The sequence below is a fragment of the Acidovorax sp. CCYZU-2555 genome, from assembly GCF_018413525.1.
Taxonomy (GTDB): domain Bacteria; phylum Pseudomonadota; class Gammaproteobacteria; order Burkholderiales; family Burkholderiaceae_C; genus Comamonas.
On record NZ_JAHCDD010000083.1, the window covers coordinates 1 to 24,416 of the forward strand.

The following is a 24,416-nucleotide window of genomic DNA, read 5'->3' on the forward strand; positions in this document are numbered from 1 at the left end:
ATGGCCCTGGCGGCATTCGCGGTGACCGATGCCGCGGCCCAATCCATTTACCGCAGCGTCGGCCCCGACGGGCGCGTGACTTTTTCCGACCGCGAGCCCAACGCGCCGCGCGCCGCCGTGACCGCCGAAGATGCGCGCGCTCCCGCCAATGCCAGCGACGCGCTGCCGTATGCGCTGCGCGATGTTCAGGCACGCTTTCCCGTGACGCTTTACACCGGCAGCGACTGCAGCCCCTGCGCCAGCGCGCGCGCGCTGCTCACGGCGCGCGGCATTCCGTTCACCGAACTGAGCGTGCAGACCAATGCCGACATCCAGGCGCTGCAGTCGCTCAGCGGCCAGAGCCAGCTGCCGTTCGCGACCATTGGCCGCCAGCACCTCACGGGCTTTGCCGCCGACGAATGGCGCCAATACCTTGACGCCGCGGGCTATCCGCAGGCTTCGGCCCTGCCCGCGAACTATCGACAGGTTCCCGTGCGCCCGCTCGCGCCGACAGCACCGGCGGCGGCCGGAGCGGCAGAGAACACGCCCGCCGAAACCGGGCGCCGCATGCCGGTGCCGCCGCCATCGACCAACCGCGTGACGCCGACCAACCCCGCGGGCCTGAGCTTCTAGCCAGCCCGCCCGGGGCCGGCAATCAGAGCGGCTAACACAACCCTTGCTACGTCGTTGCGTCGCCTTGTCGTGCTACTCGCACTGCCTGCGGCTCCGCGCCTAATAGCAACCGCAAATCTTCGATTTGCTGGCTCGTGTTAGCCGCTCTCAGTACGTCAGGGTGCGCACGCCCTGGGCCGTGCCCAGCAGGCACACGGAGGCCTTCTGGTGGGCGAACACGCCCACGGTGACCACGCCGGGCCATTGGTTGACTTCGGACTCGAACGCCAATGGGTCGGCGACCGACAGGCCGCGCACGTCCAGGATGTGCTGGCCGTTGTCGGTCACCAGCGGCTGGCCGTCCTTGAGGCGCAGCGTGGCGCTCGCGCCGCGGGCTTCGAAGCGGCGCGCGATCTGCTGGGCGGCCATGGGAATCACTTCGACGGGCAGCGGGAATGCGCCCAGTGCATCGACGAGCTTGGATTCGTCGGCGATGCACACGAAGCGCTGGGCCAGCGCGGCGACGATCTTCTCGCGCGTCAGTGCCGCGCCGCCGCCCTTGACCATATAGCCCTTGCCATCGATTTCATCGGCGCCGTCGATATAGACCGACAGCGATTCGACCTCGTTCGCATCGAACACCACGATACCCAGCGCCTTCAGGCGCTCGGTGCTGGCCACCGAACTCGACACCGCGCCGCGGATCTGGTCCTTGATGGTCGCGAGCGCATCGATGAACTTGTTGACCGTGGAACCCGTGCCCACGCCGACGATTTCGCCGGCCTGCACATATTGGAGGGCAGCTTGTCCCACCAGGGTTTTGAGTTCATCTTGGGAAAGGGCTGCAGCAGGTGTCGTCATGGGAGAGAATTGGAAGTAATCACCGAATTATCCAATGTCTCTTATTCCCTACGCACTGGCTAGACCCTTTCTGTTCCGCCTCGACGCCGAAGCAGCCCATGACCTGACCATGAATTTGCTGGCACGCGGCCAAGGTACGCCGCTGCAGTGGGCCTGGTCGCAGCCCATGGTGTCCGACCCGATCGAGCTCGCAGGCCTGCAATTTCCCAACCGCGTGGGCATGGCCGCGGGCCTGGACAAGAACGCGCGCTGCATCGATGCGCTCGGCGCCATGGGCTTTGGCTTCGTCGAAGTCGGCACCGTCACGCCCAAGCCCCAGCCGGGCAATCCGCAGCCGCGCATGTTCCGCATTCCCCAGGCCAGGGCCTTGATCAACCGCCTGGGCTTCAACAACCAGGGGCTGGACGCCTTCGTCGCCAACGTGCGCCAGTCGAAATGCCGCGCCCAGGGCAAGCCCATGCTGCTGGGCCTGAACATCGGCAAGAACGCGCTGACCCCGATCGAGGAAGCGACCAGCGACTACCTGATCGCGCTCGAAGGCGTGTACCCGCATGCCGACTACGTGACGGTCAACATCAGCTCGCCCAACACCAAGAACCTGCGCGCGCTGCAAAGCGACGACGCGCTCGACGGCCTGCTCGGCGCGATCGCCGTGCGCCGCGAACAGCTCGCCGCCCAGCAGGGCCGGCGCGTGCCGCTGTTCGTCAAGATCGCGCCCGATCTCGACGCCGACCAGGTCGCGGTGATCGCCGCGACGCTGCAGCGCCACGGCATGGACGGCGTGATCGCCACCAACACCACGATACAGCGCGCAGCCGTTCAGGGCATGGCGCACGCCGACGAAGCCGGCGGTCTGTCGGGCGCGCCGGTGCGCGAAGCCAGCAACCATGTGATCCGCCAGCTGCGCGCGGCGCTGGGGCCGAAGTTTCCCATCATCGGCGTGGGCGGCATCATGAGCGCCGACGACGCCGTGGAAAAGATCCACGCGGGCGCCGATGTCGTGCAGATCTACAGCGGCCTGATCTACGAAGGCCCGGCGCTGGTGCGGCGCGCGGCCCAGGCGATTCGCAAGCTGCGCTGATCTTCGCCCTGCAAAACAAAAAGCCGTGGCTGCGAGCAGCACACGGCTTTTTTTGCGGCTTGTCGCAGCGCGTACTGCCGCATTACCGGCGGTATTTGGCCACCAGCGGCAGCACGATGCTGGACCAGCGGATCAGCCGCCGCGGACCGACCGCCAGCGCCGCCACCGCGGCCGCGGCGACTGCGACCGGGTGCAGGCGCGCGAATGCCACCAGGCGTTCCGACAAGGGACCCGAAGCGGGCATGTGCACCGACTGCTGGCTTTGCACGGCCAGCGCCTGGGCGCGCGCGTTGCGCCGCGCGTTCAGGCGTTCGCGCTGCGTCGCAATGCGCAGCAGCACGGCGCGGTGGGCTTCGGGCAGCGATGCGTCGAGCGCGGCGGCCTTGGCCTTCACGCTGTCTGCGCTGGCGGAGATCGAAGAAGTCGTGGAAGTGTTCACAGCTTCTCCTTCAGCGCGCGCCAGTCCTGCGCGAGTTCGTTGCGAGTCAGCGCAAAAGCGTTACCGGCCTTGCGCAACGTGGACCACAGGCCCAGCAGCAAACCTGCCCAGATCAGCAGCCACACACCCGCAACGCTCCACGCCACCGTGACGCGCTCGGGGGAATCCCAGAAATGGACCATCAGCGCGATGGACAGCACGATCAGCGTCACCACCGTCAGGCCTGCCAACGCGATGCCCAGCACCACGACGGCGATCAAACGGCGTTTCTGATCCTGCCATTCAAGGCGGGCGAGATCGAGGCGGTCTTCCGCCGCGATCGCGCCTTCGATCACATTGGCGCGCCAACGCGCGATCCAGGCGTCGATGCCAAGTAGAGACAACCAGTTCACATCCATGTCCGGTGGATCGCTGCTGCGGGCTTAACGGCGCGACATCAGAAAACCGATCACGGCACCCGCGGCCAGGGCCGCACCGGCGACGCGCCATGGTTCGTCATGCGCGTATTGGTCGGCGGCCTTGGCGGCATCCTTGGCCTGGCGGGCGGCTTCGCGCGCGGCGCGCAGTGCGGAGTCACGCGCGGATTCGATGCCTTCGTCCAGACGTTTGCGCAGCACCTGGATTTCAGGCAGCGAGTCCAGAGTCTTGCTGTCGACCAAGCCGCGCAGATCGCTCACCAGTTTTTCCAGGTCAGAAGGGGCGTTGGCGATGGTGTCGGAGACGGATTTAGTCATGAAGGCCTTTCGGATGGACAATAAAAACAGGCACCGGCAAATCGCATGCGGGGTAAATCACCTACAAGCGCCTACCGGCGTCATGGCTTCATCTTAGCGAATGCAGGAGCAAGCACCAAGAGAATCTGGGCCGCGCAGCTGTCAGACAGTTCCCACAAGCTCGCTGACAGACTCCGCCAAAGCCAGGCAACTCGTCAATCCCGGCGATTCGATGCCGAACAGATTGACCAGGCCGGGCACGCCGTGCTCGCGCGGGCCTTGCAGCACGAAGTCGGCCGAGGGCGCATCGGGGGCGCTGATTTTCGGGCGTATGCCCGCGTAACCTGGCGCGAGCGCGCCATCGCGCAGCTCGGGCCAATAGCTGCGCACGGCCGCGTAGAACGCATCGCCGCGCTGCGGATCGACCACCAGGTCTTCGGGCCCGTCGACCCATTCGACATCGGGGCCGAACTTGGCCTGGCCGCCCATGTCGAGCGTCAGGTGCACGCCCAGGCCCGCGGCCTCGGGCACGGGGTAGATCAGGCGCGAGAACGGGCTGCGTCCGCTGAGCGTGAAGTAGCTGCCCTTGGCGTAGTAGGCGGTGGGCACCGCCTCGGCCGGCAGACCGTCGAATGCCCGGGCCAGGCCTGGCGCATACAGGCCCGCGGCATTGACCACGGTGCGCGCCAGCAGTTCCATGCCATCGGCCGTATGCAGCACGATGCCTTCGGGCGTGACTTCGGCGCGCAGCACACGCGCATGGAAAGCCACCAGGCCGCCGGCGTTTTCGAGATCGCCTTGCAGCGACAGCATCAACGCATGGCTGTCGACGATGCCCGTGCTCGGCGAGTGCAGCGCCGCGACGCATTGCAGCGCGGGCTCCATGGCGCGCGCCTGTGCGGCGTCGATCAGCACCAGGTCGTCGACGCCATTGGCCAGGGCCTTGAGGCGAATCGACTCGAGCGTCGCGCGCTGGGCTTCGCTGGTCGCGACGATCAGCTTGCCGCAGCGCTTGAACGGCAGGCCGCGCTGCTCGCAGTAGGCGTAAAGCAGCTGCTTGCCGCGCACGCACAGCCGCGCCTTGAGCGAGCCTTCGGGGTAATAGATGCCGGCATGAATCACTTCGCTGTTGCGCGAACTGGTGCCCGTGCCTATGGCCTCGGCGGCTTCGAGCACCATCACTTCCCTGCCCTGCAGCGCCAGCGCGCGCGCCACGGCCAGGCCCACGACTCCGGCGCCGATCACGACGCAATCCACACTTTCACGCATTGCCACCCCTGCTTGGAAAACAGCGATTTTGCCGGTGAAAACCTCGCGTCGCGGCAAATGCACCTGGCTTTAGTGCCGGCACACGCGTGCGGCCGCAGCCGCTGCCTGGCCTGCAGACATGGACCGGCCTTGGCGTCGCGCTCTGGCCACAGCGCCCCCAACTTTGCGCGACATCGCATTCATGCGCATCAACCCCCTTGCGTCCGGAAAAATCATCGACTATCCTCGGCACTTGGAATATTGCTAATATATTTACAGTCTATTTAAACCGTGGATTGTTGATCCTGCCGAAAGCGGTTGCGCGCAGTCCCTGCCGCGTCGAACGCCGACGGTGCCCCCAGCGACTTTTTTATCAAGGTGGTTTTTTATGAGCACGAACATCTTCACCGGCACCATCCCCGCACTCATGACGCCGTGCACGCCGGACCGCAAGCCTGACTACGACGCGCTGGTCGCCAAGGGCAAGGAACTCATCGAAGCCGGTATGAGCGCCGTTGTTTACTGCGGCTCCATGGGCGACTGGCCGCTGCTCACGGCAGAGCAGCGCCAGGAAGGTGTGGCCCGACTGGTCGCCGCGGGCATTCCCGTGATCGTCGGCACCGGCGCGGTCAACTCCAAGGAAGCCGTGGCCCATGCCGCCCACGCCGCCAAGGTCGGCGCGCATGGCCTGATGGTGATTCCGCGCGTGATGTCGCGCGGCGCTTCCGCGATCGCGCAGAAAGCCCATTTCTCGGCGATCCTGGAAGCCGCGCCCCAGCTGCCAGCCGTCATCTACAACAGCCCCTACTACGGGTTCGCGACCCGCGCCGACCTGTTCTTCGAACTGCGCTCCAAGTACGCCAACCTGATCGGCTTCAAGGAATTCGGCGGCGCGACCGACCTGCGCTACGCCGCGGAACACATCACCTCCAAGGACGATGCCGTGACGCTGATGGTGGGCGTCGACACCCAGGTGTTCCACGGCTTCGTGAACTGCGGCGCCACGGGCTCCATCACGGGCATAGGCAATGCGCTGCCCAAGGAAGTGCTGCACCTGGTCGAGCTGTGCAAGAAGGCCGCCCGGGGCGATGTCGCCGCGCGCCGCCAGGCGCAGGAGCTGGAATCGGCGCTGGCCGTGCTGTCGTCGTTCGACGAAGGCACCGACCTGGTCCTGTACTACAAGTATCTGCTGGTGCTCAACGGCCAGAAGGAATACACGCTGCACTTCAACGAAACCGATGTGCTGACCGACTCGCAGCGCCGCTACACCGAAGCGCAGTACCAGCTGTTCCGCGACTGGTACGCCGCCTGGTCCAAGGACCTGGCCCGCTGATATGCCGCCGAAAAGCTCCCTCACGGGAGCTTTTTTTTGGCGTGCGCGCCGCCCGGCCTGAACGCGTGATGGTGGGTGGGCAGCGGGTTGGATGGACCCATTTGGTGCAGCGCCAGATGCCTTGTGCGAAGCGCACCAGCGCTGTGCAGCCGGCGCCTGGGGACGGTGCATGGAGCGCGCCGCTGGACAAATGCCGCCCCCTCGATCGGCCTCTTCTCTCGCAGCGAACGCCGGGCATCAGCAGGTATGGTTTGTGCTAGTACAACATAAAAATGTGTCAAATATATTGCCAGCATCTTTCATCCAGTTTGATGGGAGCCCGACCATGCAAGTCACCTCTGAACCCGGCCTTCGCGCTGCCATCAGGAACGCTCGCCATGCCGATCAACGCAGCAGATCCCAGGGAAACACCTATTGGCCGGCCTGCTCGAGACTCTTAATATATTTGGCATATGTTTGAGTTGTGGGCAGTTTGTTTTATTTCATTTTCAGAAAACCCAGAAGAAGCCTTATGGACGATATAGCCAACGCCCCCAATGCCCTCAAACCCCCACCGCAGCCCGTGCGCTGGGTGCTGGACGCCTCCGATGCGCTGCTGCGCGTGGAGCGTTGGCTGCTCACTTTCCTGATGAGCCTTCTGACCCTGCTGATCCTCATCAACGTGGTCACGCGCTACGGCGGCATGCCGCTTTACTGGATAGATGAAGCTTCGGTCTACGCCGTCGTCTGGCTCACTTTCGTCGGCGCGTCGGCGATGACGCGCCTGCGGCTGGACTTCGCGGTGACCATGGTCACCGACAAGCTGGGCCCGCGCAAGGCGCAGATCGCCAAGGTGATCGCCACCTCGGGCGTGCTGTTCTTCGCACTGGCGCTGTTGGCCATGTGCTGGATCTGGATGGACCCCGTGGGCATCATCCGCAAGGGCTTCGACGCCAAGGAATACGCGGCCGAGTCGTTCAACTTTCTCTACACCGAGCGCACGCAGACCCTCGAATGGCCCGTGTGGGTACTGCAATTGATCATGCCGATCTTCGCGGTCTGCATGAGCCTGCATGCGCTGGCCAACCTGCTGGAAGACCTGCACCTCGCGCCCCAGCGCAAACACCCTGCCTTCCAGGCAGCCAACCCCGAAGCGGTGAACTGACATGCTGACCTCTCTCTTCTTCCTCGTCATCATGCTGGTGGGCGTGCCCATCGGCCTGTGCCTTTGCCTCTCGGGCATCTTCTACATCTACAACACCGACAACCCGGTGCTGCTGCAGTCGTTCGCCACGCAGATGTTCGCCGGCGTCGACAGCTACGGCCTGATCGCCATTCCGCTGTTCATCCTGATCGGCGAAGTGATGAACAGCGGCGGCATCACGCGCCGGCTGGTCGACCTGTCGATGGCTTTCGTGGGCTCGATCAAGGGCGGCCTGGCCTATGTGAACATCCTGGCGAACATGCTGGTCTCGTCGATCATCGGCTCGGCCACGGCCCAGGTCGCGATCATGTCGCAGGTCATGGTGCCGGAGATGGAAAAGCAGGGCTACGACAAGACCTTCGCCGCCGGCCTCACGGTCTATGGCGGCATGCTGGGCCCCATCATTCCGCCGTCGGTGATGTTCGTGGTCTACAGCGTGCTGGCCCAGGTGGCCGTGGGCGACATGCTGATCGCCGGCATCCTGCCCGGCATTCTGCTGACGCTGCTGTTCTTCGGCGTGATCGCCTGCATGGGCCTGATCTACAACTACCCGCGCAGCGCCAAGCGCACCTTGCGCGAGCGCGCCATGACGGTGCTGACTTCGAGTCCCACGCTGCTGATTCCGCTGGTGATCGTCGGCTCCATCCTGACCGGCCTGGCCAACCCCACCGAGGCCGCGGCCGTGGGCGCGGTCAGCGCCGTGCTCGTGGGCCGGTATGTGACGCGCGAATTCAAGTATTCGGACCTGGGCGCGATCATGCTGCGCTCGGCCATCTACTCGGCCATCGTGCTGTTCCTGGTCGCCGCGGCGTCGGTGTTCTCGTGGCTGCTGATCTACGGAAAGATTCCGCAGATGGTAGCCGCCTGGATACAGACCGTGGCCCATGACCCGATCACGTTCTTGCTGCTGGTCAACGTGATCCTGCTGATCATCGGCACGGTGATCGACGGCATTCCGGGCCTGATCATGACGGCCCCCATCCTGCTGCCCATCGCCACCGAGATCTACCACATCGACCCGCGCCATTTCGGAGTGGTGATCGTGATCAACCTGGTGCTGGGACTGATGACGCCGCCCGTGGGGCTGAGCTTCTTCGTGGCCGCCGCCGTGACCGGCGCCAAGCCGGGGCGCATGTTCATCGTCACCCTGCCGTTCTTCATCATCAGCGTCGTGGCCCTCGTCATGCTTTCGCTGTTCCCCAGCCTGTCGCTAGGCCTGCTGGACTGACCGTTTCCCCGTACTGCTTCGATCCCTCGTCTTTCAACGGAGTTTTTCATGACCATCAACCGTCGCCACTTTCTTCAGACCTCGGCCGTTGCCGCTGCTCCGCTGGCCTTCGTGACGCCGTCGCGCGCCGCGGCCGCCAAGGAACTGCGCCTGGGCATCATCACGCCCGCGGGACACTCGTGGAACCGCGCCGCGCTGCAGTTCGGCGAGGCACTGTCCAAGGCGACCAACGGCCGCCTCACGGTGACCGTTTTCCACTCGGGCCAGCTGGGCAACGAGTCGGTCATGATGCAGCAGATGCAGTCGGGCGCGCTCGACATGGGCTGGATCCAGGCCGCCGAACTCGGCACGCGCGTCTCCAGCGTGGCGTCGATCAACGCGCCCTACCTGGTGCGCTCCACGCCGGCCGTGGCCAAGCTGGTCAAGACCCCCGCGGCCCTGAAGCTGCTCGAAGTGCTGCCGCGCGAGACCGGCTGCGTGGGTCTGGGCTGGGGCATCACGGGCATGCGCGTGGTGTTCTCCAGCAAGGACATCAAGACGCCCACCGACCTCAAGGGCCTCAAGATCCGCATCAACCCGACGCCGGTCTACCGCGATTTCTACCAGTACTTCGGCGCGGCGCCCACGCCCATCCCCACGCCCGCGGTGTTCGATGCCATGACCAACGGCCAGGTCGACGGCCTGGAAGCCGATGTGGAGTTCTCGTGGAATCAGCGCTTCGACAAGGTGTCTAAAGTCATGATGCCCATGAACGCGCTGTTCATGCCTTTCGCGCCACTGTTCTCCGGCCGCGTCTGGGCCACGCTGGACACCAAGGACCGCGACCTGATCCGCCAACTGACGGCCCAGGCGCTGGACGCCCAGATCAACGACATCGTCACCACCGAGGCCGGCCTGCTGGAAAAGCTCAAGAAGGAAGCTATCGTCATCCGCGATCTTTCCAACTTCGACAACAAGCCGGCGATCGACGCCTTCGACAAGATCTGGCTGCCCAAGGCGCCGCAGATCGCGGAACTGCGCGCCGTCGGCGCCAAGCTCTGAGTCGCACGATCCCTGAAGAACAGGGGCGATGGCCGCCGAGCCGGCAGCCATCGCCCCTGTGCCGTTCCAGGCGAAAGGATCGCAGTCCTATGCGGTCGCTGCCGCCAAGGCCGCACAGGCCTGACCGGCGCTTCAGCTTTCGATGATGCGCTTGGCGAAATCTTCGAGGTAGTCCATCAGGCGGTTGGCGCCCGTGATCGCCGCCGCTTCATCGCCCGTGGCAATGCCTTGCGCGAGTTCCAGGTGCGCCTGCGCGCCCGCGGTGATGTCGCCTTCGTGCTGGTAGGCGTACCAGAACCGGCGGCATTGCACGATCAGCGGCGTCACCGACTTCACGGCCGAGCGGTTGCGGCTCGCCATATGAATCACCAGATCGAGCTCATGGTCGCCGCGCATGTACTCGTCCAGATTGCCGCGCTCGGCGGCGGCGACCATCTTTTCGGCACATTGCACGATCTCCTTGCGCTGCGCGGCCGACGCGCGGCGCGCGGCGCAGGCCGCGATGAGGTTCTCCAGCACCCGGCGCGTCTGGATCACGTCGAGGTGCTCGGCCAGATCGATGTTCGAGACCAGCAGACCGCGGCGCGGCTGCTGCACGATCAAGCCGATGGAGATCATCCGCAGCAAGGCCTCGCGCACCGGCGTGCGGCCCATGCCCGTGCGCTCGGCCAGCTCGGCTTCCACGATCGGGCTGCCGGGCTCCAGCTGCATGGTCGACAGCATCGCTTCGATGGCGTCGTAGGCAAGGTCGGCGGCCCGGCGTTTTGCCGGAAGCGCCGCCTTGACCTTGGCAGTGGAGGACTTCGCGCGCGAAACGGTGGATTTGGAGGGAGTCGGCATCAGATGGGTGATTCTTTCGGCTTTTTATGCCGCAAAAGCTGAAATGGTTGAGTTCAATTATATTGACAAAATACTTTGGCTACATCACCGGGTTATCTCTGCCACGCCGGCGCGCCAATGCCTTGAAATCACCAGCGAAAACACCGTTCAGAGCAGCAATTGCCGCACGTCGTAATACAAGGCCGCGGGAATCTGCACGCAGCCATTGGCCAGGCTGCGACTTCTGGCGACGAAGCGCCGCTGGGAAGGCAGGCGTGCGCCCTGATCGGTGATGCCGTCGAACAGCGCTTCTGCCCTGAGTCGGTCGGAGTGAAAGTCGCCCTGGCTGAAGAAAGCGGGATCGAACGCCAGCACCAGTTCACCATGGCAAGGCGCGGCGCCGGCGCCATCGTCCAGCGCGCGCGACTCGCTGCTGGTCAGGTCGCCGATCAGTGGCCCGGCGAGCAATTCGATCATCGTCGACAGGGCCGAGCCCTTGTAGCCGCCGAAGGTGAGCATCGCGCCCTGGTCGAGCACGGTGGCCGCGTCGGTGCTGGGCGCGCCATCGGCGTCGATTCCCCAGCCTGCGGGCAGCGCCCGCCCGCTTCTTCGATAAAGCTCGATCTCGCCGCGTGCCACGGCGCTCGTCGCAAAATCAAACACATAGGGCAGTTCGCCCACGCGCGGCCAGCCAAAGGCAATCGGATTCGTGCCGAACACCGGGCTGCGCCCGCCCGCGGGCGCGACCCAGGAATGGCTGGGCGTCATGGCCAGCGCGGCCACGCCGTGCGCCACCAAGGCCTCCACTTCGGGCCACAAGGCAGAGAAGTGATAGCAATTGTTGATGACCAGCGCGGCAATGCCGGTCTTGCGCACTTTCTCGAGCAGCACCTTGCTGCCCACCTCGAACGCCAGCTGCGAAAAACCGAACTGCGCATCCACGGCCACCACGCCCGGGCCCCTGTCGCTGACGACCGGCGTGGCATCGCGCACCACCGCGCCGTGCTGCAGCGTCCGGCTGCACGACAGCAGCCGGTAGATGCCATGCGAATGGCATTCGTCGCGCTCGCCGGCCGTGATGACGCGCGCAATCGCCTGGGCCTGGTCGGCCGACAGACCATGGTGGGTCAGCACACGATACGAAAGATCGTGGACTTCCTCCAGCGTCAGCGAAATGCAGGCTGGCGCCGCCGTGGAAGTGCGGGCAGCGGGCTGGTGGGATGTGTCTGGCGTGGAGGTCACGATACTTTTCTCAGGGGGTGGAACAGGGTCGTGATGGTGGCGAGCGGCGCTGGCCAACGGGCATGGCTGGCGCGTTTCATCGCGCAACGAAACGCGTCAGCAAACAATTAAATATATTATCAAGATACTTGCTCCCTGTCGATGGGGCTTGTCCTCCTTGCGCCTTGCAGCCAAATCACCTCCGGAACTCAAAGATACTTTAAATATATTTAAAACCTTCCCTGGTCTGGTATCTTCTCGCTGCAGCGGTTTTGCGAGGATACGGGTAGTACGGCAAGGCAGGCGAGCACCAGCGGTGCCGCACGCCAGTCGCCGTCAGCCCGATGGATACGGAAGACCGGCCCTTCACCACCATCGACCACACCAGGATATGTCCATGCAAATCACCGGCGAAATGCTTATCGGCGCGAGTCTCGTTCGCGGCACCGAAGGCCAGCAGCAAGCGTTCAATCCCGCGACCGACAAGCCCATCGATGCACCCACGTTCGGCATGGGCGGCCAGGCCGAAGTCGACCGCGCGGCCCAGCTGGCCGCCGAGGCCTTCGACCCCTATCGCAACCTGCCGCTGGCCAAGCGCGCAGAGTTTCTCGAAGCGATCGCCGACAACATCGTGGCGCTGGGCGACACCTTGATCGAACGCGCCCAGGCCGAATCCGGCCTGCCGCTGGCCCGCCTGCAAGGCGAGCGCGGCCGCACCGTGGGCCAGTTGCGCCTGTTCGCCAAGGTCGTGCGCGACGGCCGTTTCCTCAGCGCCACCATCGACCAGGCGCAACCCGAACGCACTCCCATGCCGCGCGCCGATCTGCGCCTGGCCAAGGTGCCGCTGGGCCCGGTCGCGGTGTTCGGTGCGAGCAATTTCCCGCTGGCCTTCTCGGTCGCGGGCGGCGATACCGCTTCGGCGCTGGCCGCGGGCGCGCCGGTGATCGTCAAGGCGCACAGCGCGCATCTGGGCACGTCCGAGCTGGTCGGGCGTGCAATCCAGAAGGCCGTCAAGGACCTGGGCCTGCCCGAAGGCGTGTTCTCGCTGCTGATCGGCGCGGGCCGCAAGCTGGGCGAAGCGCTGGTGGCCCACCCTGCCGTCAAGGCCGTGGGCTTCACCGGCTCGCGCCAAGGTGGTCTGGCGCTGGTGCGCACCGCCAATGCACGCCCCGAGCCCATTCCGGTCTACGCCGAAATGAGCAGCATCAACCCCGTGTTCCTGATGCCCGCCGCGCTGGCCGCGCGCGCCGAAGCCATTGGCAGCGGCTTTGCCGACTCCCTGACCATGGGCGCCGGACAGTTCTGCACCAACCCCGGCATGGTGGTGGCAATCGGCGACGACAACGTGCAGCGCTTCATCAATGCCGCGAGCCAGGCGCTGGCCGCGAAGGCGGCCCAGACCATGCTCACGCCTGGCATCCACGAAGCGTTCTGCGCGGGCACGGCCAAGGTCGATGGCGTCGAAGGCGTGGAAAAAGTCGCCCAGGGACTGGCAGCGGGCGCGCAGCCCAATGCCGCCCAGGCAGCGCTGTATGTGACCGACGCGCAGCGCCTGCTGTCGTCGCCGGTGCTCGAAGAAGAGATGTTCGGCCCGGCCTCCATCGTCATCCGCGCCAAGGATTTCGCCGAAGTGCTGCAGCTCGCCGAGCACCTCGAAGGCCAGCTCACCGTGACGCTGCAGATCGACCCGGCCGACTACGCCGATGCGCGCCGCCTGATCCCCGTGCTCGAGCGCAAGGCCGGCCGCATTCTGGCCAACGGCTTCCCCACGGGCGTCGAAGTCTGCCATGCGATGGTGCACGGCGGCCCCTTCCCTTCGACGTCGAACGCCATGTACACGTCGGTGGGCGCCACGGCCATCGACCGCTTCCTGCGCCCGGTGTGCTACCAGGACCTGCCCGATGAACTGCTGCCCGCGGCCGTTCAGCAAGCCAATCCACTGGGATTGTCGCGCGTCGTCAATGGCGATCTTGAAAAGGCCTGAGCGCGCCTGAAACCCTGAGAGGCCCTGCGCACGCAGGGCCTGCAAAGGCCGCGCGCCACGACAAAAAACCCCGCAAGCCAATGGCTTGCGGGGTTTTTGATTTGGTGGGTGATGCAGGGTTTGAACCTGCGACCCCTGCCGTGTGAAGGCAGTGCTCTACCGCTGAGCTAATCACCCGAATTCTGTCGTGTCTGGCGGCATGCCAGGCTAAGCCAAAATTCTAACAGTGCGTTGCAGGGTCGCCGGGCAAAAAGCTGCACATTTTTGCCCCCGCGAACGCTTTGCCGCTCAGGCCGCACAGACCTCCACCAGCGCGGGCTGCGCCAGATAGTGCTCGCCCTCGGCCTGCAGGCGATCGAAATGCCATTGCACGGCCGCAATCTCTTCGGCGTCCACGACGGCGTCAAGGCCTGGATACGGCTGGCCGTAATAGTCGCCGCGCCAGGTCAGCACATCCTGCAGTTCGCCGCGTTGCGCGTAGATCTCGCGAATCGTCAGGCATTCGGCGTCGTCTGCGGTATCGGCGTGGTGCAGCGCATAGTGCACCGCCAGCGCGGCGCCGAACGCCAGCCCCGGCGCGGCAATGCCCTGGACCCGCGCCATGGCGAGGCTGCCCAGCACCCGCTCGTCGCGCTGGAGTTTGCGCAGCGGGTCGCGGCCGACGCGCACGCACGGATCCTTGAATGCATGGGCGCAGCGGTGGCGAAACGTATCGATGAACTCCGGCAGGCGCGACTCCATTGCGGGAAACGCCGCTTTGAGCGCGGGTGCGAGTTCGACGTCGAGCAAGTGGTCGAGCAGCAACTGCACGCGCGCATCGCCCATGGAGTGGCCTATGGTCGGATGGCCCAGCAGCGCCGCATACCAGGCGATGATGGCGTGCGTGCCATTCCACAGCCGGTTCTTGAGCGTCTGGATTTCACCGATGTCGTCCACGGTGTCGATCTGGCGCAGATGCTCCAGCAATTTGCCGCCGCGCTGGGCATACAGCGGCATGTCCGTCTCGCCATGGAACAGGATCAGGTGCAAGGGCGACAACGCGCTCGCGGGCTCGCCCGCATCGCGCAGCGTGTTCACGATCGGCGTGATGGCCTCCATTTGCGCGTCCGCCAGATCGTCGCCCCACCCGGTGTGGTCCACGGCCGCCTCGCGCAGCGCGGCGACGTTCTTCTCGTAGAGATCGCGCTTGATGCGCAGCTGGCGCATCAGCGCCTCTTCCGTCAACTTGGAAACAATCCGCGTCACCACGGTTTCGCAAAAGTGCGTGCGCGCCAGTATCTGCTCGCAGTCACCGGCAGGCACCGTCAGCGCCAGCGCCGCCGCCACCTGCTCGCGCACGAACTGCGCGCCGCCCACCTTGTTGAGCACGACCAGCACCGTGAGCGCGCGGCCATGCGCCGCATGGCGCTGCGCCAGGCCCTGGGCAATCACGCCGGCCTGCGTCGCGATGGCCTGCTCGGGCAGGCACAGCGCCACGATTTCGCAATCGCGGTACATGCCGGCGACGGCCGCATCGTCTGCCGCGTCGACCACGCGCATATTCTCAATGGTCTGGTCGAACGCCAGGCTGCCGTAGCGCACGCTGAACTTGCCAAACGCGTTGACGGCTTCGCGCAGCAGCGCATTGCCCGTGGAGGCAATGATCTCGCAGGGGCGCGTATAGCCGTCCCAGTGCGAAAACACCTGCGCCAGATAGCCGCCGCCCATGGCACCGAAGCCATGGATTGCCGCCTTGAGCTGGTTCACCGCCTGGGGAAAGGGCTCGGTCACGGCCGGCATGGCCATCTTCGGCGTCGAGTCCGCAAGATCGGCCAGGAAACCGCGCAGATCGCTGTAGCGCGCAAAGGCGCGCGCCGCCACTTCCGCCGCCGGCGCCTTGATGTCTTCGATCAGAATGGCCACGCCGCCGGCATCGACGGCTGAGCGCAGTCCGTTCTCGGAGTCTTCGAACATCAGGCTGTGCTCGGGCAAGCTGTTGAGCGCTTCGGCCGCGCGCAGGAAGATTTCGGGGTGCGGCTTGCCGCGCGTCACCTCGTCGCCGCAGACGCACAGGTCGAAGTACTTGAAGATGTTGGCATTGATCAGGTACTCCTCGGCGATCGCGCGGCGGCTCGATGTGGCCACCGCCATCTTGAGCCCCGAACGGCGCAGGCGCTCGAGCACGGGCAGCAGGCCCGGCTTGATGGGCACGCCATGGGTGCGCACGTGCAAAAGCTCGAGCTCATCGGCCCGGCGGCGTATGGCTGCGTAGGGGAAGGCATCCCCGTAGTGCTGTTTGGCAAGCTCTTCAGCCTTGGTGGCACTCAAGCCCAGCGAGCCCATGAGCACGGCTTCGGTGAAAGGCTTGTCAAACAGTTCTTCGGATGCCTGGGAGAGGGTTTTGAAGCGCAAACGTTCGGTGTCGAACATCGTTCCGTCCATGTCGAAAATGGCCGTATCGATTTGTTTGTTCTTGAATTGAAGCATCCAGATCCTTTCCTTTTGATTGCTGCAGTGCAGCAAACATTCTGACCCCAAACGTTCTAAAACGAAAATTCGGTGTCAAAAGCTCCAAAAGGCCCGAAGCATCATTAGGTTACTTGACGAACGCAAAAAACCCTCTTGAACCGGAATTCAAGAGGGTTTCGAATTGGTGGGCGATACATGGATCGAACATGTGACCCCTGCCGTGTGAAGGCAGTGCTCTACCGCTGAGCTAATCGCCCGAGCATCCGGTCAGGACCAGACCTCGAAAAAATGGTGGGTAATACATGGTTCGAACATGTGACCCCTGCCGTGTGAAGGCAGTGCTCTACCGCTGAGCTAATCACCCCATTTGACTTGTGCTTCCCAGTCAAGCCTCATATTCTAGCATCAAGTTTGACGGGCTTTGACCGAGTTCCTGTATTTTCACGCCGGCCAGCGCCACGGCACGGACCTTGACCGGCAAATCACCCGTGCAGATCGCGACGTCATAGGCCCGCCCCGCCCAATCACCGGACCCGGAGGCGCAGCAGGCCAAGGCCCCACCCTGCCGCTCGCCGCGACTGCATAGCTTAGGCAGGCAAGCGAGATCGAGGCCGGTTCCGCGCCACTTGAAATACGACTCCTTGAGCGTCCACAGCTGCGTGAACGCGCGCTGGCGGGCGGCGTCGTCGGGCAATTCGAGCAGGCTGGAGCGCTCTTTCGGACTGCAGACCAGGTCCATCAGGCCAGCGAGATCGCGCCGCGGGCGGCCGCGCTGCACTTCGAGATCCACGCCGACGGCGTGATGCGACAGCGCGCAGGCCAGCAGGCCCTGGCTGTGCGAAAGATTCAGATGGAGCTGCGCCCCATCGATGCGGCAGGCCTGCACCATGGGCGTCGCGTTCTCGGGCGCATCGAGCACCCAATGCCACCAGCCACGGTCATAGCCGGTATGCGCGCTCAGCAGCAGGCGCATGAGGCAGCGCGACGCGACAAACTCCCGCGCCCGGCCGGCATCCGCAATGCGCTCCAGGCGCCTTGCCTCGCCGGCCGCGAGCCAGGGCCCGGGCGCCTGGCGCAGCTGCGGCCAGACCGCCTCCACGGAAGCGACCACCAGGTCTACGCCTTGCTCCATGGAATGGCGGGCGTCGATCAGCGCAGCGTGGCGTAGGTTCCCTTCAAGGTCACGCCCACCACGATGTTGCCGGCATGGCATTCGAAGTTGACCGCGTCCCTGAATTCCTTGCGCTTGTAGAAGCTGTGCATGTCGACCACGGCGTTCGCGCCTTTTTGCTTGGCGGAATTCTCGAAGGCGATCAGCGCCGACAGCGCGGCCCAGCGGCAGCCATCCTCGTCGGTCTTGCCCACGCCATTGGTCTTCTTGTTGGACACATCGTCGCCGAGCTTGGCGTTCACCGCCGGCGTTGCCGCACCCGCCAGATAGAACTTGACGGTGCCGTCGAGCTTGCCGCTGGCCAGGCCCTGCTCCACCACTTCCTGCAGCGGCAGCAAAATCACATCATTGCGCGCATGCGACAGGCCGGCGAACGTCAGAAAAGTCAGTGCGAGTGCGATTTTTTTCATGTTTACTCTTGCAATCAGGGGACGGTGAAAGGCCCTGCCCGGTCCCCGTTCCGGCAGGGTTGGAAAATTCGATCAGCCGCGCCAGCGCTTGAAGATCAGCGAAGTGTTGATGCCGCCGAATGCGAAGTTGTTGCTCATCACATGCTCGACTTCGGCCTGGCGCGCGCTGCCCATGATGTAGTCCAGCGGCGCGCAACGCGCATCGGGCTGCTCGAGGTTGGCGTTCGCCGCAAACCAGCCTTCGCGCATCATCTCCAGCGTCATCCAGGCTTCGAGCGCACCGCTGGCGCCCAGCGTGTGGCCCATGTAGCCCTTGAGCGTGCTGACCGGCACCTGGTCGCCGAACACGGCATGGGTGGCCAGCGATTCGGCGATGTCGCCCTGGTCCGTGGCCGTGCCGTGGGCGTTCACATAGCCGATGTCGTGCGGCTGCAGGCCGGCGTCGGCCAGCGCCATGCGCATCGCCTTGGCCATGGTTTCAGGATTGGGGTGGGTCACATGCGTGCCGTCGCTGTTGGACGCGAAGCCGACCAGCTCGGCGTGAATGCGTGCGCCGCGCGCCTGCGCATGCTCCAGCGACTCGAGCACCATGGTGCCCGCGCCTTCGCCCAGCACCAGGCCGTCGCGGCCCGCGTCGAACGGCCGCGGAGTCAACGCGGGCGTGGCATTTTTCGTGCTGGTCGCGAACAAGGTGTCGAACACCGCGGCCTGGGTCGCGTCCAGCTCTTCGGCGCCGCCGGCGAGCATGGCCACCTGCTTGCCGCTTTGAATCGCCTCGAACGCATAACCTATGCCCTGGCTGCCCGAAGTGCAGGCGCTCGATGTGGTGATGATGCGCCCGGTGGTGCCGAAGAACACGCCGATGTTCACCGCCGCGGTGTGCGACATCATCTTGATGTAGGTGTTGGCGTTGATGCCTTCGGTGCTCTTTTGCGCCATCATGCGGCCGAAGTCTCCGATCGCCGACGGCGTGCCGGCCGACGACCCATACGACACCCCCATGTCGCCGCTCTTGACGAAGGCGTCGCCCAGCAGCCCAGCGTCCTCGAGCGCGAGTTCGCTCACGCGCGTGGCCATCAGCGCCACGCGGCCCATGCTGCGCATGGTCTTGCGGTTGTAATGCGCGGGCAATTCGAACGGCGCGGCCGGCGCGCCCAGCTGGGTGCCCAGGCCTTCGTATTCCTGCCAGGGCTGCATCACACAGACCTTGTTGTGCCCGCTGAGCAGTTGCGTGCGCACCGACTGCCAGTCATTGCCCAGCGGGCTGATGCCCGCCATGCCCGTCACCACCACGCGCTTTGCTGTCGTGCTCATCCGATCATTCCCCCATTCACAGAGATCACCTGGCGCGTCACGTAGCTCGCTTCCGGGCCCATGAGAAAGGCCACCACGCCCGCCACTTCTTCGGCCCGGCCCATGCGGCGCATGGGAATGAGCTTCATGGCTTCGTCGCGCACTTCATCGGGCACCATCTCGGTGTCGATCAGGCCCGGCGCCACGCAGTTGACGGTGATGTCGCGCTTGGCCATTTCCACGGCCAGCGACTTGGTCGCGCCGATCACGCCGGCCTTGGCCGCGCTGTAGTTGGTCTGGCCGCGGTTGCCCATCAGCGCCGACACCGAAGCCAGCGTGACGATGCGCCCCGGCTTGCGCCGGCGCACCATGGGCATGACCACGGGCTGCAGCACGTTGTAGAACGCATCCAGATTGGTGTGGATCACCGCGTCCCACTCTTCGCCGCTCATCGCCGGAAACGCGTTGTCCCGGGCAATGCCCGCATTGCAGACCACGCCGTAATAGGCGCCGTGGGCCGCGATGTCGGCCTCGAGCGCCTGGGCGCAGGCCGCGCGGTCGGCAACGTCGAACTGCAGCACCCGGGCCGCGCGGCCCATGGCTTCGATGTCCGCGGCCACCTGCTGCGCCTGCGCAATGCCTTGGCGGCAATGGACCACGATGTCAAAGCCGGCCTGCGCCAGGCGCAGCGCAATCGCCCGGCCTATGCCGCGGCTCGATCCGGTCACCAGCACCGTGGGGGTGGCTGCCGCCTCATTCGCCTCATTCATTTTTGTTTCCCTCTGATTCCAAGGCCTGCAGGTAGGCCGCGCCATCTCCGGGCTCGAACACCGAAATCCTGGCACGCGCGACCAGCAGACCTTTTTCAAACACCTGGCAATCGAACATGCCCAGCCCGTTGCTGCCCACCAGCTCGCAACGCACTTCGACGCGCAAGACCGCTGCAGGCGCAAAAAACGCCTGCATGGCCTCGAACTTGCGGCTGCCCAGCAGAAAGCCGATCTTGACCGGCTCGCCGTTTTCCACGGCGCGCCAGCCGGCCCAGGCGGCAACGGTCTGGGCCATGTACTCGATGGCCACCCATGACGGCACGCCTTGCTGCTGCACGAACATGCCGTCGCGCGCCACGCGCACCTGGGCAACCGCATGCTCCTCACCCGCCTCGAGCAGGCGCTCGATCAGCAGCATGCTGCCGCGGTGCGGCACATATTTCTCGATAGCAAGAAAATCGCTCATCCTGTCTTCCTACTCTGCGGCCAGCAGCAAGGCCGCATTGCTGCCGCCAAACGCAAAGGAATTGCTCAACACCTTCTTCGCAGGTCGGCCCAGTGCCATGCCGGGCGTCACCCAGCGCAGCGGCGCCAAGGCCGGATCGACCGCGCCGTCCCACCAGTGCACGGGCAGGCAGCCTTGCGGATTGTCGACCAGCACCTGCCAGGCCACGGCCGCTTCCAGCGCTCCGGCCGCGGCCAGCGTATGCCCGGTCAGGGGCTTGGTGGAACTCACGGGCACTTCGGTTCCCAGCAAGGTGTGCACCGCAAGGCTTTCCATGGCATCGTTGTGCGGCGTGGCCGTGCCATGCAGGTTCACATAGTCCACGTCGCCAGCCTGCACTCCCGCCCGCGCCAACGCCTGGGCCATGGCCTGCATTGCCCCCCTGCCCGAAGGGTCGGGGGCCGACATGTGGTGGGCGTCCTGGCTCTCGCCCCAGCCCGCGAGGCGCACCGGCCCTGGCGTGCGGCCGACGACGAACAGCGCCGCGGCTTCGCCCAGGTTGATGCCGTCGCGGTGGCGCGACAGCGGGTTGCAGCGCTGGGCCGACACCGACTCCAGCGCACTGAAACCGGCCACCGTGAAGCTGCACAGCGCATCGACGCCGCCCGCGATCACCACATCGGCCATGCCCGAACGCAGCAGCCGCCCGGCCGACGCCAAGGCCTTGGCGCCCGACGAGCAGGCCGTGGAAATCACATGCGCGGGCCCGGTGATGCCCAGTTGCTGCGCGAGAAACGAGGCCACATTGCCCATTTCCTGCAGCGCGTAGTCAAAGCCTGCGGGAAACTGTCCGTGCTGGCGAAGATCGCGCGCCGCGGCCTCGCCCTCCTCCACGCCCGCGGTGCTGGTGCCGATGACCAGCGCCACGCGGTGCGCGCCGAATTGCGCGATCGCCGCCTGCACTTGCGGCGCGATCTGCTGCGCCGCAGCCCACGCCAGCGCATTGTTGCGGCTGCGCTGCGAGGGCGCGGCAAAGTCCAGGCAAGGCAAGGCCAGGTGCGCGGGCAGCATGCCCAGCGGCAAGGTGCGCTGCGCGCTGTAGCGCTGCGAGTGCTGCAGGGTGTCGGGATAGTGCGTGGCGAAAAGCGCGGCACGCATGGCGCCATCGTCGGCGCCCAGTGCGCTGAGCACGCCCATGGCTTGCAGATAGACCGGCGCCGTCATGGTTGGCCCTGAGGCAGCGCCAGCGTCTCTATGCGCAGCTGCCAGCCTTCCTGCAGATAGTCGATTTCCGTCACGCCGAGGCTGGGCTCACGCACTTCGATGCGCGTGGTGCCCGCCTGCAACAGCCGGCGCGTACCGTCGGCAGAAGCAAGCAGCTGCCAGTCGGGCGGCAAGGCCGCGGCGATCTGCGCCACAGGCCACAGCGCAAGTTGCAGATCGCTGAGAATGCGCTCGGGCGCGACCTGCTCGGGCCAATGGCGCGAGCGCTGCACGTCGAGCTGCGCGCCGTCCCAGCGCATGCGCGCCAGCACCTGGCCCATCGATGTCAGCGCGATGCGCAGCTCGCGCGCATCGGCTTCGAGCAAGGCCTGCAAGTGGCGCTGCGTGCCGTCGGGGCCGCGCACGCTCAGCTGCTGCTGCAAGGCCAGCGTTCGCCCCAATGCCGCGGGCGCCAGCCGCAGCAAAGGCATGGCCGACGAAGGCGTCGCGGACGCTGCCACGGCGGCCGGCGCAGCGGCTTCCCGCGGCGACGCACAACCGCCGAGCGCGACCAGAACGCCCAGCGCGGCCGCGCCGCGCCAACCCATGCGCCGGCGCTGCATCATGCGACAGCCAGCGCCGCGGGGGCGCACAGCTCCTGCAGCACGCGCAGGCGCCGCTGCGGCTCGGCCACATAGGGGTTGTTCTGGTCCCAGGCATAGCCGGCGAGGATGGAAGAGATCATGCGCCGGATCTCGGGGCTGTGTTGTTCGTGAAAGATGATGTCCTGGAAGCCGCCGTCATACCAGCCCTGCACAAAGGCGCGGAAGGCATTCACGCCCGCCTGCAGCGGCTGGGCATATTGTTTTTGCCAGTCGACCGCCTGGCCCGCGGCCTGCTGCGCTATGCATTGCGTCGCCAGGCTCGCCGACTTGAAGGCAATCGTCACGCCGCTGGAGAACACCGGGTCGAGGAACTCTCCCGCATTGCCCAGCAGCGCAAAGCCCGGCCCCCACAGCGACTTGACATTGGCCGCATAGCCCGTGATGGAGCGTCCCGGAGTGTCCCAGCGCGCGTTGCGCAGCACATGCGCCAGGCTGGGCGTTTCGGCAATGATGGCCTGCAGGCGCTGGGCCTCGGTGCCTTCATAGCGCGCGAGAAACTCGGGCGTCGCCACCACGCCTTGCGAGCAGCGGCCGTTCGAGAACGGAATGGTCCAGAACCACACGTCCTGCTGCTGCGGGTGCACGCTGATGAGAATCTTCTGGCGATCGATGTCTTGCGGATCGATCCGGTCCTCGATATGCGTGAACAGCGCGCCGCGCACCGGAAAGTTGGACGGCGTCTCCAGCGCCAGCAGCCGCGGCAGCACGCGGCCGAAGCCGCTGGCATCGAGCAGGAACTGCGCCTGCACTGCGTATTCGCGGCCTTCGGTATCGCGCGCGGTGACGCGCGGCTGCGCGCCGCTCACGTCAACGGCCAGCACGGTGTGACCGTAGCGGATTTCGGCGCCGGCCTTGGCGGCGGCGTCGGCCAGCACCTTGTCGAAGTCCGCGCGTTGCACCTGGTAGGTCGTTCCCCAGCCGGGCGAAAATTTGTCGCGAAAATCAAAGGCTGTGCGCGCCTCGCCCTTGGCGAAGGCCGCGCCATTCTTGTACTGGAAGCCGGCCTCGACCACATCCTGCAGGAAACCGGCCTCTTCCAGGTAGGCCATGCTCTGGGGCAGCAGGCTCTCTCCAATGGAAAAACGCGGGAAAAACTGCTGCTCCAGGATCAGTACCTGGCGCCCCTGCTTGCGCAGCAGGCCAGCGGCCACGGCCCCTGCGGGACCGGCGCCGATGATGAGAATATCTGTCTGCTGCATAGTGTTCACTCTTTGTTTTGATTCTGAAATTCATTGGCGATGACCCGCGCGCGCAGCGTCGGTGCGAGCACCAGCACCAGCGGCAGGCCCACCATCAGCGTCGTGCCAAAAGCCTTGAGCGCCGGCGTCTGCGAAAGTCCCAGCAGGCCAAACGACAGCCAGGTGCTGCCCGCGCCTATCACCACCGCCAGCCAGGCCGATCCGTCTTCCTCGTGCTCGAGCAGGAAAATGCCGTAGTCGACGCCCACGCCCAGCAGCAGCACCAGCGCCAGCACATTGAAGAGCTGCCAGGGCTGGCCGGTGAGCGCCATGAAAGCGACCACGCCCAGCGATGCCGCCAGCGTGGGCACCCAGGCGCGCCAGGCCTGGCGACCAAAGCGCCAGCACAGGGCCGCGAGCACCAGCGCATGGCCCAGCACCAGCAGCCAGGTCATCGAAACCCGGTAGCGCGCCAGCAGCGACGAAATATCCGCGGGTTTGTCCACCCAGCGCACACCGGCCAGGCCTTGGCCCGCGGCATCGAGCTGCGCCAGCACGGCCCGGTCGTGCAGACCGCGCAACATCACCACGCTGGTCCACTGCCCGCCGACCTCGCCCAGCCAGAGCGCGCGCCCCGCGGCGGAGATCGGTTGTGCGAGCCAGTCGTCGACCGTCAAGGCCTTGTCGGCAAAAGCCGGGCGCTGCATGCGTTCGCCCAGCGCCTGGTTCACGGCCGCGAGCACGGCGGGCTCGACCCTGGCCAGCAGTTGCGCATCGCGTGCCTGCTGGGCTGCGGAAGGCACCCAGTCGGACACCGCGCTCCAGCCGCCGATATGGCCCTGGGCCACCAGCGGCTGCAGCCGCTGCGTCAGCGCTTCCTCGCGCGCCAGCACCTGCTCGGCGCTGTCCGCGCGCACCAGATAGAACTGCGCGGGGCTGGGCAGGCCCAGCATGGCGCTGATGCGCCGCTGCTGTTCGACCAGATCGGGCGGCGAGCTTTGCAGCTGGCGCACATCGTCCTGCGTGCGCAGCAGCAGCAGGCTCGCGGCCAGCAGGCCCGCGCCGGCCAGCGCGTAGGCCACGCAGGCCTT

At 65.7% G+C, this 24,416-nt stretch carries 24 protein-coding genes and 3 tRNA genes; 7 read left to right on the top strand and 20 right to left on the bottom strand.

Annotated elements, in window-relative coordinates; all coding sequences use genetic code 11:
* Positions 1–612 (top strand): glutaredoxin family protein, encoded by a 612-nt coding sequence (locus KHY18_RS22650; protein WP_213305300.1) that lies wholly within the window; start codon positions 1–3, stop codon positions 610–612.
* Positions 613–759: 147 nt separating this feature from the next.
* Here the strand turns inward: KHY18_RS22650 and rpiA are convergent, their stop codons facing one another.
* Entirely contained in the window at positions 760–1,452 is a 693-nt protein-coding gene (gene rpiA / locus KHY18_RS22655; RefSeq protein WP_213305302.1) for a ribose-5-phosphate isomerase RpiA, read from the bottom strand.
* Positions 1,453–1,486: 34 nt separating this feature from the next.
* On the opposite strand from rpiA, the gene KHY18_RS22660 reads away from it, so the two are divergent.
* On the top strand, positions 1,487–2,533 hold the full coding sequence (locus tag KHY18_RS22660; RefSeq protein WP_213305304.1) for a quinone-dependent dihydroorotate dehydrogenase: 1,047 nt from the start codon (positions 1,487–1,489) through the stop codon (positions 2,531–2,533).
* 82 nt (positions 2,534–2,615) lie between these two features.
* On the opposite strand, the gene KHY18_RS22665 is transcribed toward KHY18_RS22660, so the two are convergent.
* The 4 genes from KHY18_RS22665 to KHY18_RS22680 form a co-directional block, all read right to left on the bottom strand.
* Complete coding sequence (locus KHY18_RS22665) at positions 2,616–2,972, bottom strand: hypothetical protein (RefSeq protein ID WP_349630333.1); 357 nt, start codon at positions 2,970–2,972, stop codon at positions 2,616–2,618.
* Entirely contained in the window at positions 2,969–3,364 is a 396-nt protein-coding gene (locus tag KHY18_RS22670) for a phage holin family protein (RefSeq protein ID WP_213305306.1), read from the bottom strand. Before KHY18_RS22670 ends, KHY18_RS22665 begins: the two co-directional genes overlap by 4 nt.
* 30 nt (positions 3,365–3,394) lie before the next feature.
* Positions 3,395–3,706 (bottom strand): DUF883 family protein, encoded by a 312-nt coding sequence (locus KHY18_RS22675; RefSeq protein WP_213305309.1) that lies wholly within the window; start codon positions 3,704–3,706, stop codon positions 3,395–3,397.
* Between the two features lie 141 nt (positions 3,707–3,847).
* The gene (locus KHY18_RS22680; RefSeq protein WP_213305328.1) at positions 3,848–4,954 is read right to left on the bottom strand and encodes an NAD(P)/FAD-dependent oxidoreductase; all 1,107 of its coding nucleotides are present in this window, start codon (positions 4,952–4,954) and stop codon (positions 3,848–3,850) included.
* A 367-nt stretch (positions 4,955–5,321) separates the two neighbouring features.
* Here KHY18_RS22680 and KHY18_RS22685 point away from each other — a divergent pair, with 367 nt between their 5' ends.
* From KHY18_RS22685 to KHY18_RS22700, 4 genes are all read left to right on the top strand, one after another.
* Positions 5,322–6,266: a dihydrodipicolinate synthase family protein gene (locus KHY18_RS22685; protein WP_213305331.1), complete on the top strand. Its 945-nt coding sequence runs from the start codon at positions 5,322–5,324 to the stop codon at positions 6,264–6,266.
* Positions 6,267–6,777: 511 nt separating this feature from the next.
* Complete coding sequence (locus tag KHY18_RS22690; protein WP_213305334.1) at positions 6,778–7,410, top strand: TRAP transporter small permease; 633 nt, start codon at positions 6,778–6,780, stop codon at positions 7,408–7,410.
* 1 nt (position 7,411) lies between these two features.
* On the top strand, positions 7,412–8,677 hold the full coding sequence (locus tag KHY18_RS22695) for a TRAP transporter large permease (RefSeq protein WP_213305337.1): 1,266 nt from the start codon (positions 7,412–7,414) through the stop codon (positions 8,675–8,677).
* Positions 8,678–8,725: 48 nt separating this feature from the next.
* Complete coding sequence (locus KHY18_RS22700) at positions 8,726–9,718, top strand: TRAP transporter substrate-binding protein (protein ID WP_213305340.1); 993 nt, start codon at positions 8,726–8,728, stop codon at positions 9,716–9,718.
* A gap of 132 nt (positions 9,719–9,850) precedes the next feature.
* Here KHY18_RS22700 and KHY18_RS22705 read toward each other — a convergent pair whose 3' ends face one another.
* Together KHY18_RS22705 and KHY18_RS22710 are read right to left on the bottom strand one after the other, a co-directional pair.
* Entirely contained in the window at positions 9,851–10,561 is a 711-nt protein-coding gene (locus tag KHY18_RS22705) for a GntR family transcriptional regulator (protein ID WP_249729324.1), read from the bottom strand.
* A 144-nt stretch (positions 10,562–10,705) separates the two neighbouring features.
* Entirely contained in the window at positions 10,706–11,713 is a 1,008-nt protein-coding gene (locus tag KHY18_RS22710) for an Ldh family oxidoreductase (protein WP_213305370.1), read from the bottom strand.
* 442 nt (positions 11,714–12,155) lie between these two features.
* Here KHY18_RS22710 and KHY18_RS22715 point away from each other — a divergent pair, with 442 nt between their 5' ends.
* On the top strand, positions 12,156–13,742 hold the full coding sequence (locus KHY18_RS22715; RefSeq protein WP_213305346.1) for an aldehyde dehydrogenase (NADP(+)): 1,587 nt from the start codon (positions 12,156–12,158) through the stop codon (positions 13,740–13,742).
* A 102-nt stretch (positions 13,743–13,844) separates the two neighbouring features.
* On the opposite strand, the gene KHY18_RS22720 is transcribed toward KHY18_RS22715, so the two are convergent.
* The 13 genes from KHY18_RS22720 to KHY18_RS22780 all read right to left on the bottom strand — a co-directional run.
* A tRNA-Val gene (locus KHY18_RS22720) sits at positions 13,845–13,919 on the bottom strand.
* A 111-nt stretch (positions 13,920–14,030) separates the two neighbouring features.
* Complete coding sequence (gene mtlD / locus KHY18_RS22725; RefSeq protein ID WP_213305349.1) at positions 14,031–16,208, bottom strand: bifunctional mannitol-1-phosphate dehydrogenase/phosphatase; 2,178 nt, start codon at positions 16,206–16,208, stop codon at positions 14,031–14,033.
* Between the two features lie 164 nt (positions 16,209–16,372).
* Positions 16,373–16,447, bottom strand: a tRNA-Val gene (locus KHY18_RS22730).
* Between the two features lie 32 nt (positions 16,448–16,479).
* Positions 16,480–16,554, bottom strand: a tRNA-Val gene (locus tag KHY18_RS22735).
* Between the two features lie 21 nt (positions 16,555–16,575).
* On the bottom strand, positions 16,576–17,322 hold the full coding sequence (locus KHY18_RS22740; RefSeq protein ID WP_213305351.1) for a 4'-phosphopantetheinyl transferase family protein: 747 nt from the start codon (positions 17,320–17,322) through the stop codon (positions 16,576–16,578).
* Between the two features lie 17 nt (positions 17,323–17,339).
* Positions 17,340–17,771 carry an excinuclease ATPase subunit gene (locus KHY18_RS22745; RefSeq protein ID WP_213305353.1) on the bottom strand — a complete coding sequence of 144 codons (432 nt, stop codon included), beginning with the start codon at positions 17,769–17,771 and terminating at the stop codon, positions 17,340–17,342.
* A 72-nt stretch (positions 17,772–17,843) separates the two neighbouring features.
* Positions 17,844–19,085, bottom strand: a complete 1,242-nt coding sequence (locus KHY18_RS22750) for a beta-ketoacyl-ACP synthase (RefSeq protein ID WP_213305355.1) — start codon at positions 19,083–19,085, stop codon at positions 17,844–17,846.
* Positions 19,082–19,834 (bottom strand): 3-ketoacyl-ACP reductase FabG2, encoded by a 753-nt coding sequence (locus KHY18_RS22755; protein ID WP_213305357.1) that lies wholly within the window; start codon positions 19,832–19,834, stop codon positions 19,082–19,084. The genes KHY18_RS22750 and KHY18_RS22755 overlap by 4 nt, the downstream gene beginning before the upstream one ends.
* Entirely contained in the window at positions 19,827–20,300 is a 474-nt protein-coding gene (locus KHY18_RS22760; RefSeq protein ID WP_213305359.1) for a hotdog family protein, read from the bottom strand. The genes KHY18_RS22755 and KHY18_RS22760 overlap by 8 nt, the downstream gene beginning before the upstream one ends.
* A 9-nt stretch (positions 20,301–20,309) precedes the next feature.
* Complete coding sequence (locus KHY18_RS22765) at positions 20,310–21,503, bottom strand: beta-ketoacyl-ACP synthase (protein WP_213305362.1); 1,194 nt, start codon at positions 21,501–21,503, stop codon at positions 20,310–20,312.
* Positions 21,500–22,108 carry a DUF3261 domain-containing protein gene (locus tag KHY18_RS22770; protein ID WP_213305364.1) on the bottom strand — a complete coding sequence of 203 codons (609 nt, stop codon included), beginning with the start codon at positions 22,106–22,108 and terminating at the stop codon, positions 21,500–21,502. Before KHY18_RS22770 ends, KHY18_RS22765 begins: the two co-directional genes overlap by 4 nt.
* Positions 22,105–23,346, bottom strand: a complete 1,242-nt coding sequence (locus tag KHY18_RS22775; protein WP_213305366.1) for an NAD(P)/FAD-dependent oxidoreductase — start codon at positions 23,344–23,346, stop codon at positions 22,105–22,107. The genes KHY18_RS22770 and KHY18_RS22775 overlap by 4 nt, the downstream gene beginning before the upstream one ends.
* A 5-nt stretch (positions 23,347–23,351) precedes the next feature.
* Positions 23,352–24,416, bottom strand: a 1,065-nt coding sequence (locus tag KHY18_RS22780; protein ID WP_502769394.1) for an MMPL family transporter, incomplete at its 5' end; no start/stop codon positions are given.

What these genes read in the sequence shown, in the direction of transcription:
- KHY18_RS22650 (WP_213305300.1), top strand. Translation starts at nt 1, where the DNA reads ATGGCCCTGGCGGCATTCGCGGTGACCGATGCCGCGGCCCAATCCATT.
- rpiA (WP_213305302.1), bottom strand. Translation starts at nt 1,452, where the DNA reads ATGACGACACCTGCTGCAGCCCTTTCCCAAGATGAACTCAAAACCCTG.
- KHY18_RS22660 (WP_213305304.1), top strand. Translation starts at nt 1,487, where the DNA reads ATGTCTCTTATTCCCTACGCACTGGCTAGACCCTTTCTGTTCCGCCTC.
- KHY18_RS22675 (WP_213305309.1), bottom strand. Translation starts at nt 3,706, where the DNA reads ATGACTAAATCCGTCTCCGACACCATCGCCAACGCCCCTTCTGACCTG.
- KHY18_RS22680 (WP_213305328.1), bottom strand. Translation starts at nt 4,954, where the DNA reads ATGCGTGAAAGTGTGGATTGCGTCGTGATCGGCGCCGGAGTCGTGGGC.
- KHY18_RS22685 (WP_213305331.1), top strand. Translation starts at nt 5,322, where the DNA reads ATGAGCACGAACATCTTCACCGGCACCATCCCCGCACTCATGACGCCG.
- KHY18_RS22690 (WP_213305334.1), top strand. Translation starts at nt 6,778, where the DNA reads ATGGACGATATAGCCAACGCCCCCAATGCCCTCAAACCCCCACCGCAG.
- KHY18_RS22695 (WP_213305337.1), top strand. Translation starts at nt 7,412, where the DNA reads ATGCTGACCTCTCTCTTCTTCCTCGTCATCATGCTGGTGGGCGTGCCC.
- KHY18_RS22700 (WP_213305340.1), top strand. Translation starts at nt 8,726, where the DNA reads ATGACCATCAACCGTCGCCACTTTCTTCAGACCTCGGCCGTTGCCGCT.
- KHY18_RS22715 (WP_213305346.1), top strand. Translation starts at nt 12,156, where the DNA reads ATGCAAATCACCGGCGAAATGCTTATCGGCGCGAGTCTCGTTCGCGGC.
- mtlD (WP_213305349.1), bottom strand. Translation starts at nt 16,208, where the DNA reads ATGCTTCAATTCAAGAACAAACAAATCGATACGGCCATTTTCGACATG.
- KHY18_RS22740 (WP_213305351.1), bottom strand. Translation starts at nt 17,322, where the DNA reads ATGGAGCAAGGCGTAGACCTGGTGGTCGCTTCCGTGGAGGCGGTCTGG.
- KHY18_RS22745 (WP_213305353.1), bottom strand. Translation starts at nt 17,771, where the DNA reads ATGAAAAAAATCGCACTCGCACTGACTTTTCTGACGTTCGCCGGCCTG.
- KHY18_RS22750 (WP_213305355.1), bottom strand. Translation starts at nt 19,085, where the DNA reads ATGAGCACGACAGCAAAGCGCGTGGTGGTGACGGGCATGGCGGGCATC.
- KHY18_RS22755 (WP_213305357.1), bottom strand. Translation starts at nt 19,834, where the DNA reads ATGAATGAGGCGAATGAGGCGGCAGCCACCCCCACGGTGCTGGTGACC.
- KHY18_RS22760 (WP_213305359.1), bottom strand. Translation starts at nt 20,300, where the DNA reads ATGAGCGATTTTCTTGCTATCGAGAAATATGTGCCGCACCGCGGCAGC.
- KHY18_RS22765 (WP_213305362.1), bottom strand. Translation starts at nt 21,503, where the DNA reads ATGACGGCGCCGGTCTATCTGCAAGCCATGGGCGTGCTCAGCGCACTG.
- KHY18_RS22770 (WP_213305364.1), bottom strand. Translation starts at nt 22,108, where the DNA reads ATGATGCAGCGCCGGCGCATGGGTTGGCGCGGCGCGGCCGCGCTGGGC.
- KHY18_RS22775 (WP_213305366.1), bottom strand. Translation starts at nt 23,346, where the DNA reads ATGCAGCAGACAGATATTCTCATCATCGGCGCCGGTCCCGCAGGGGCC.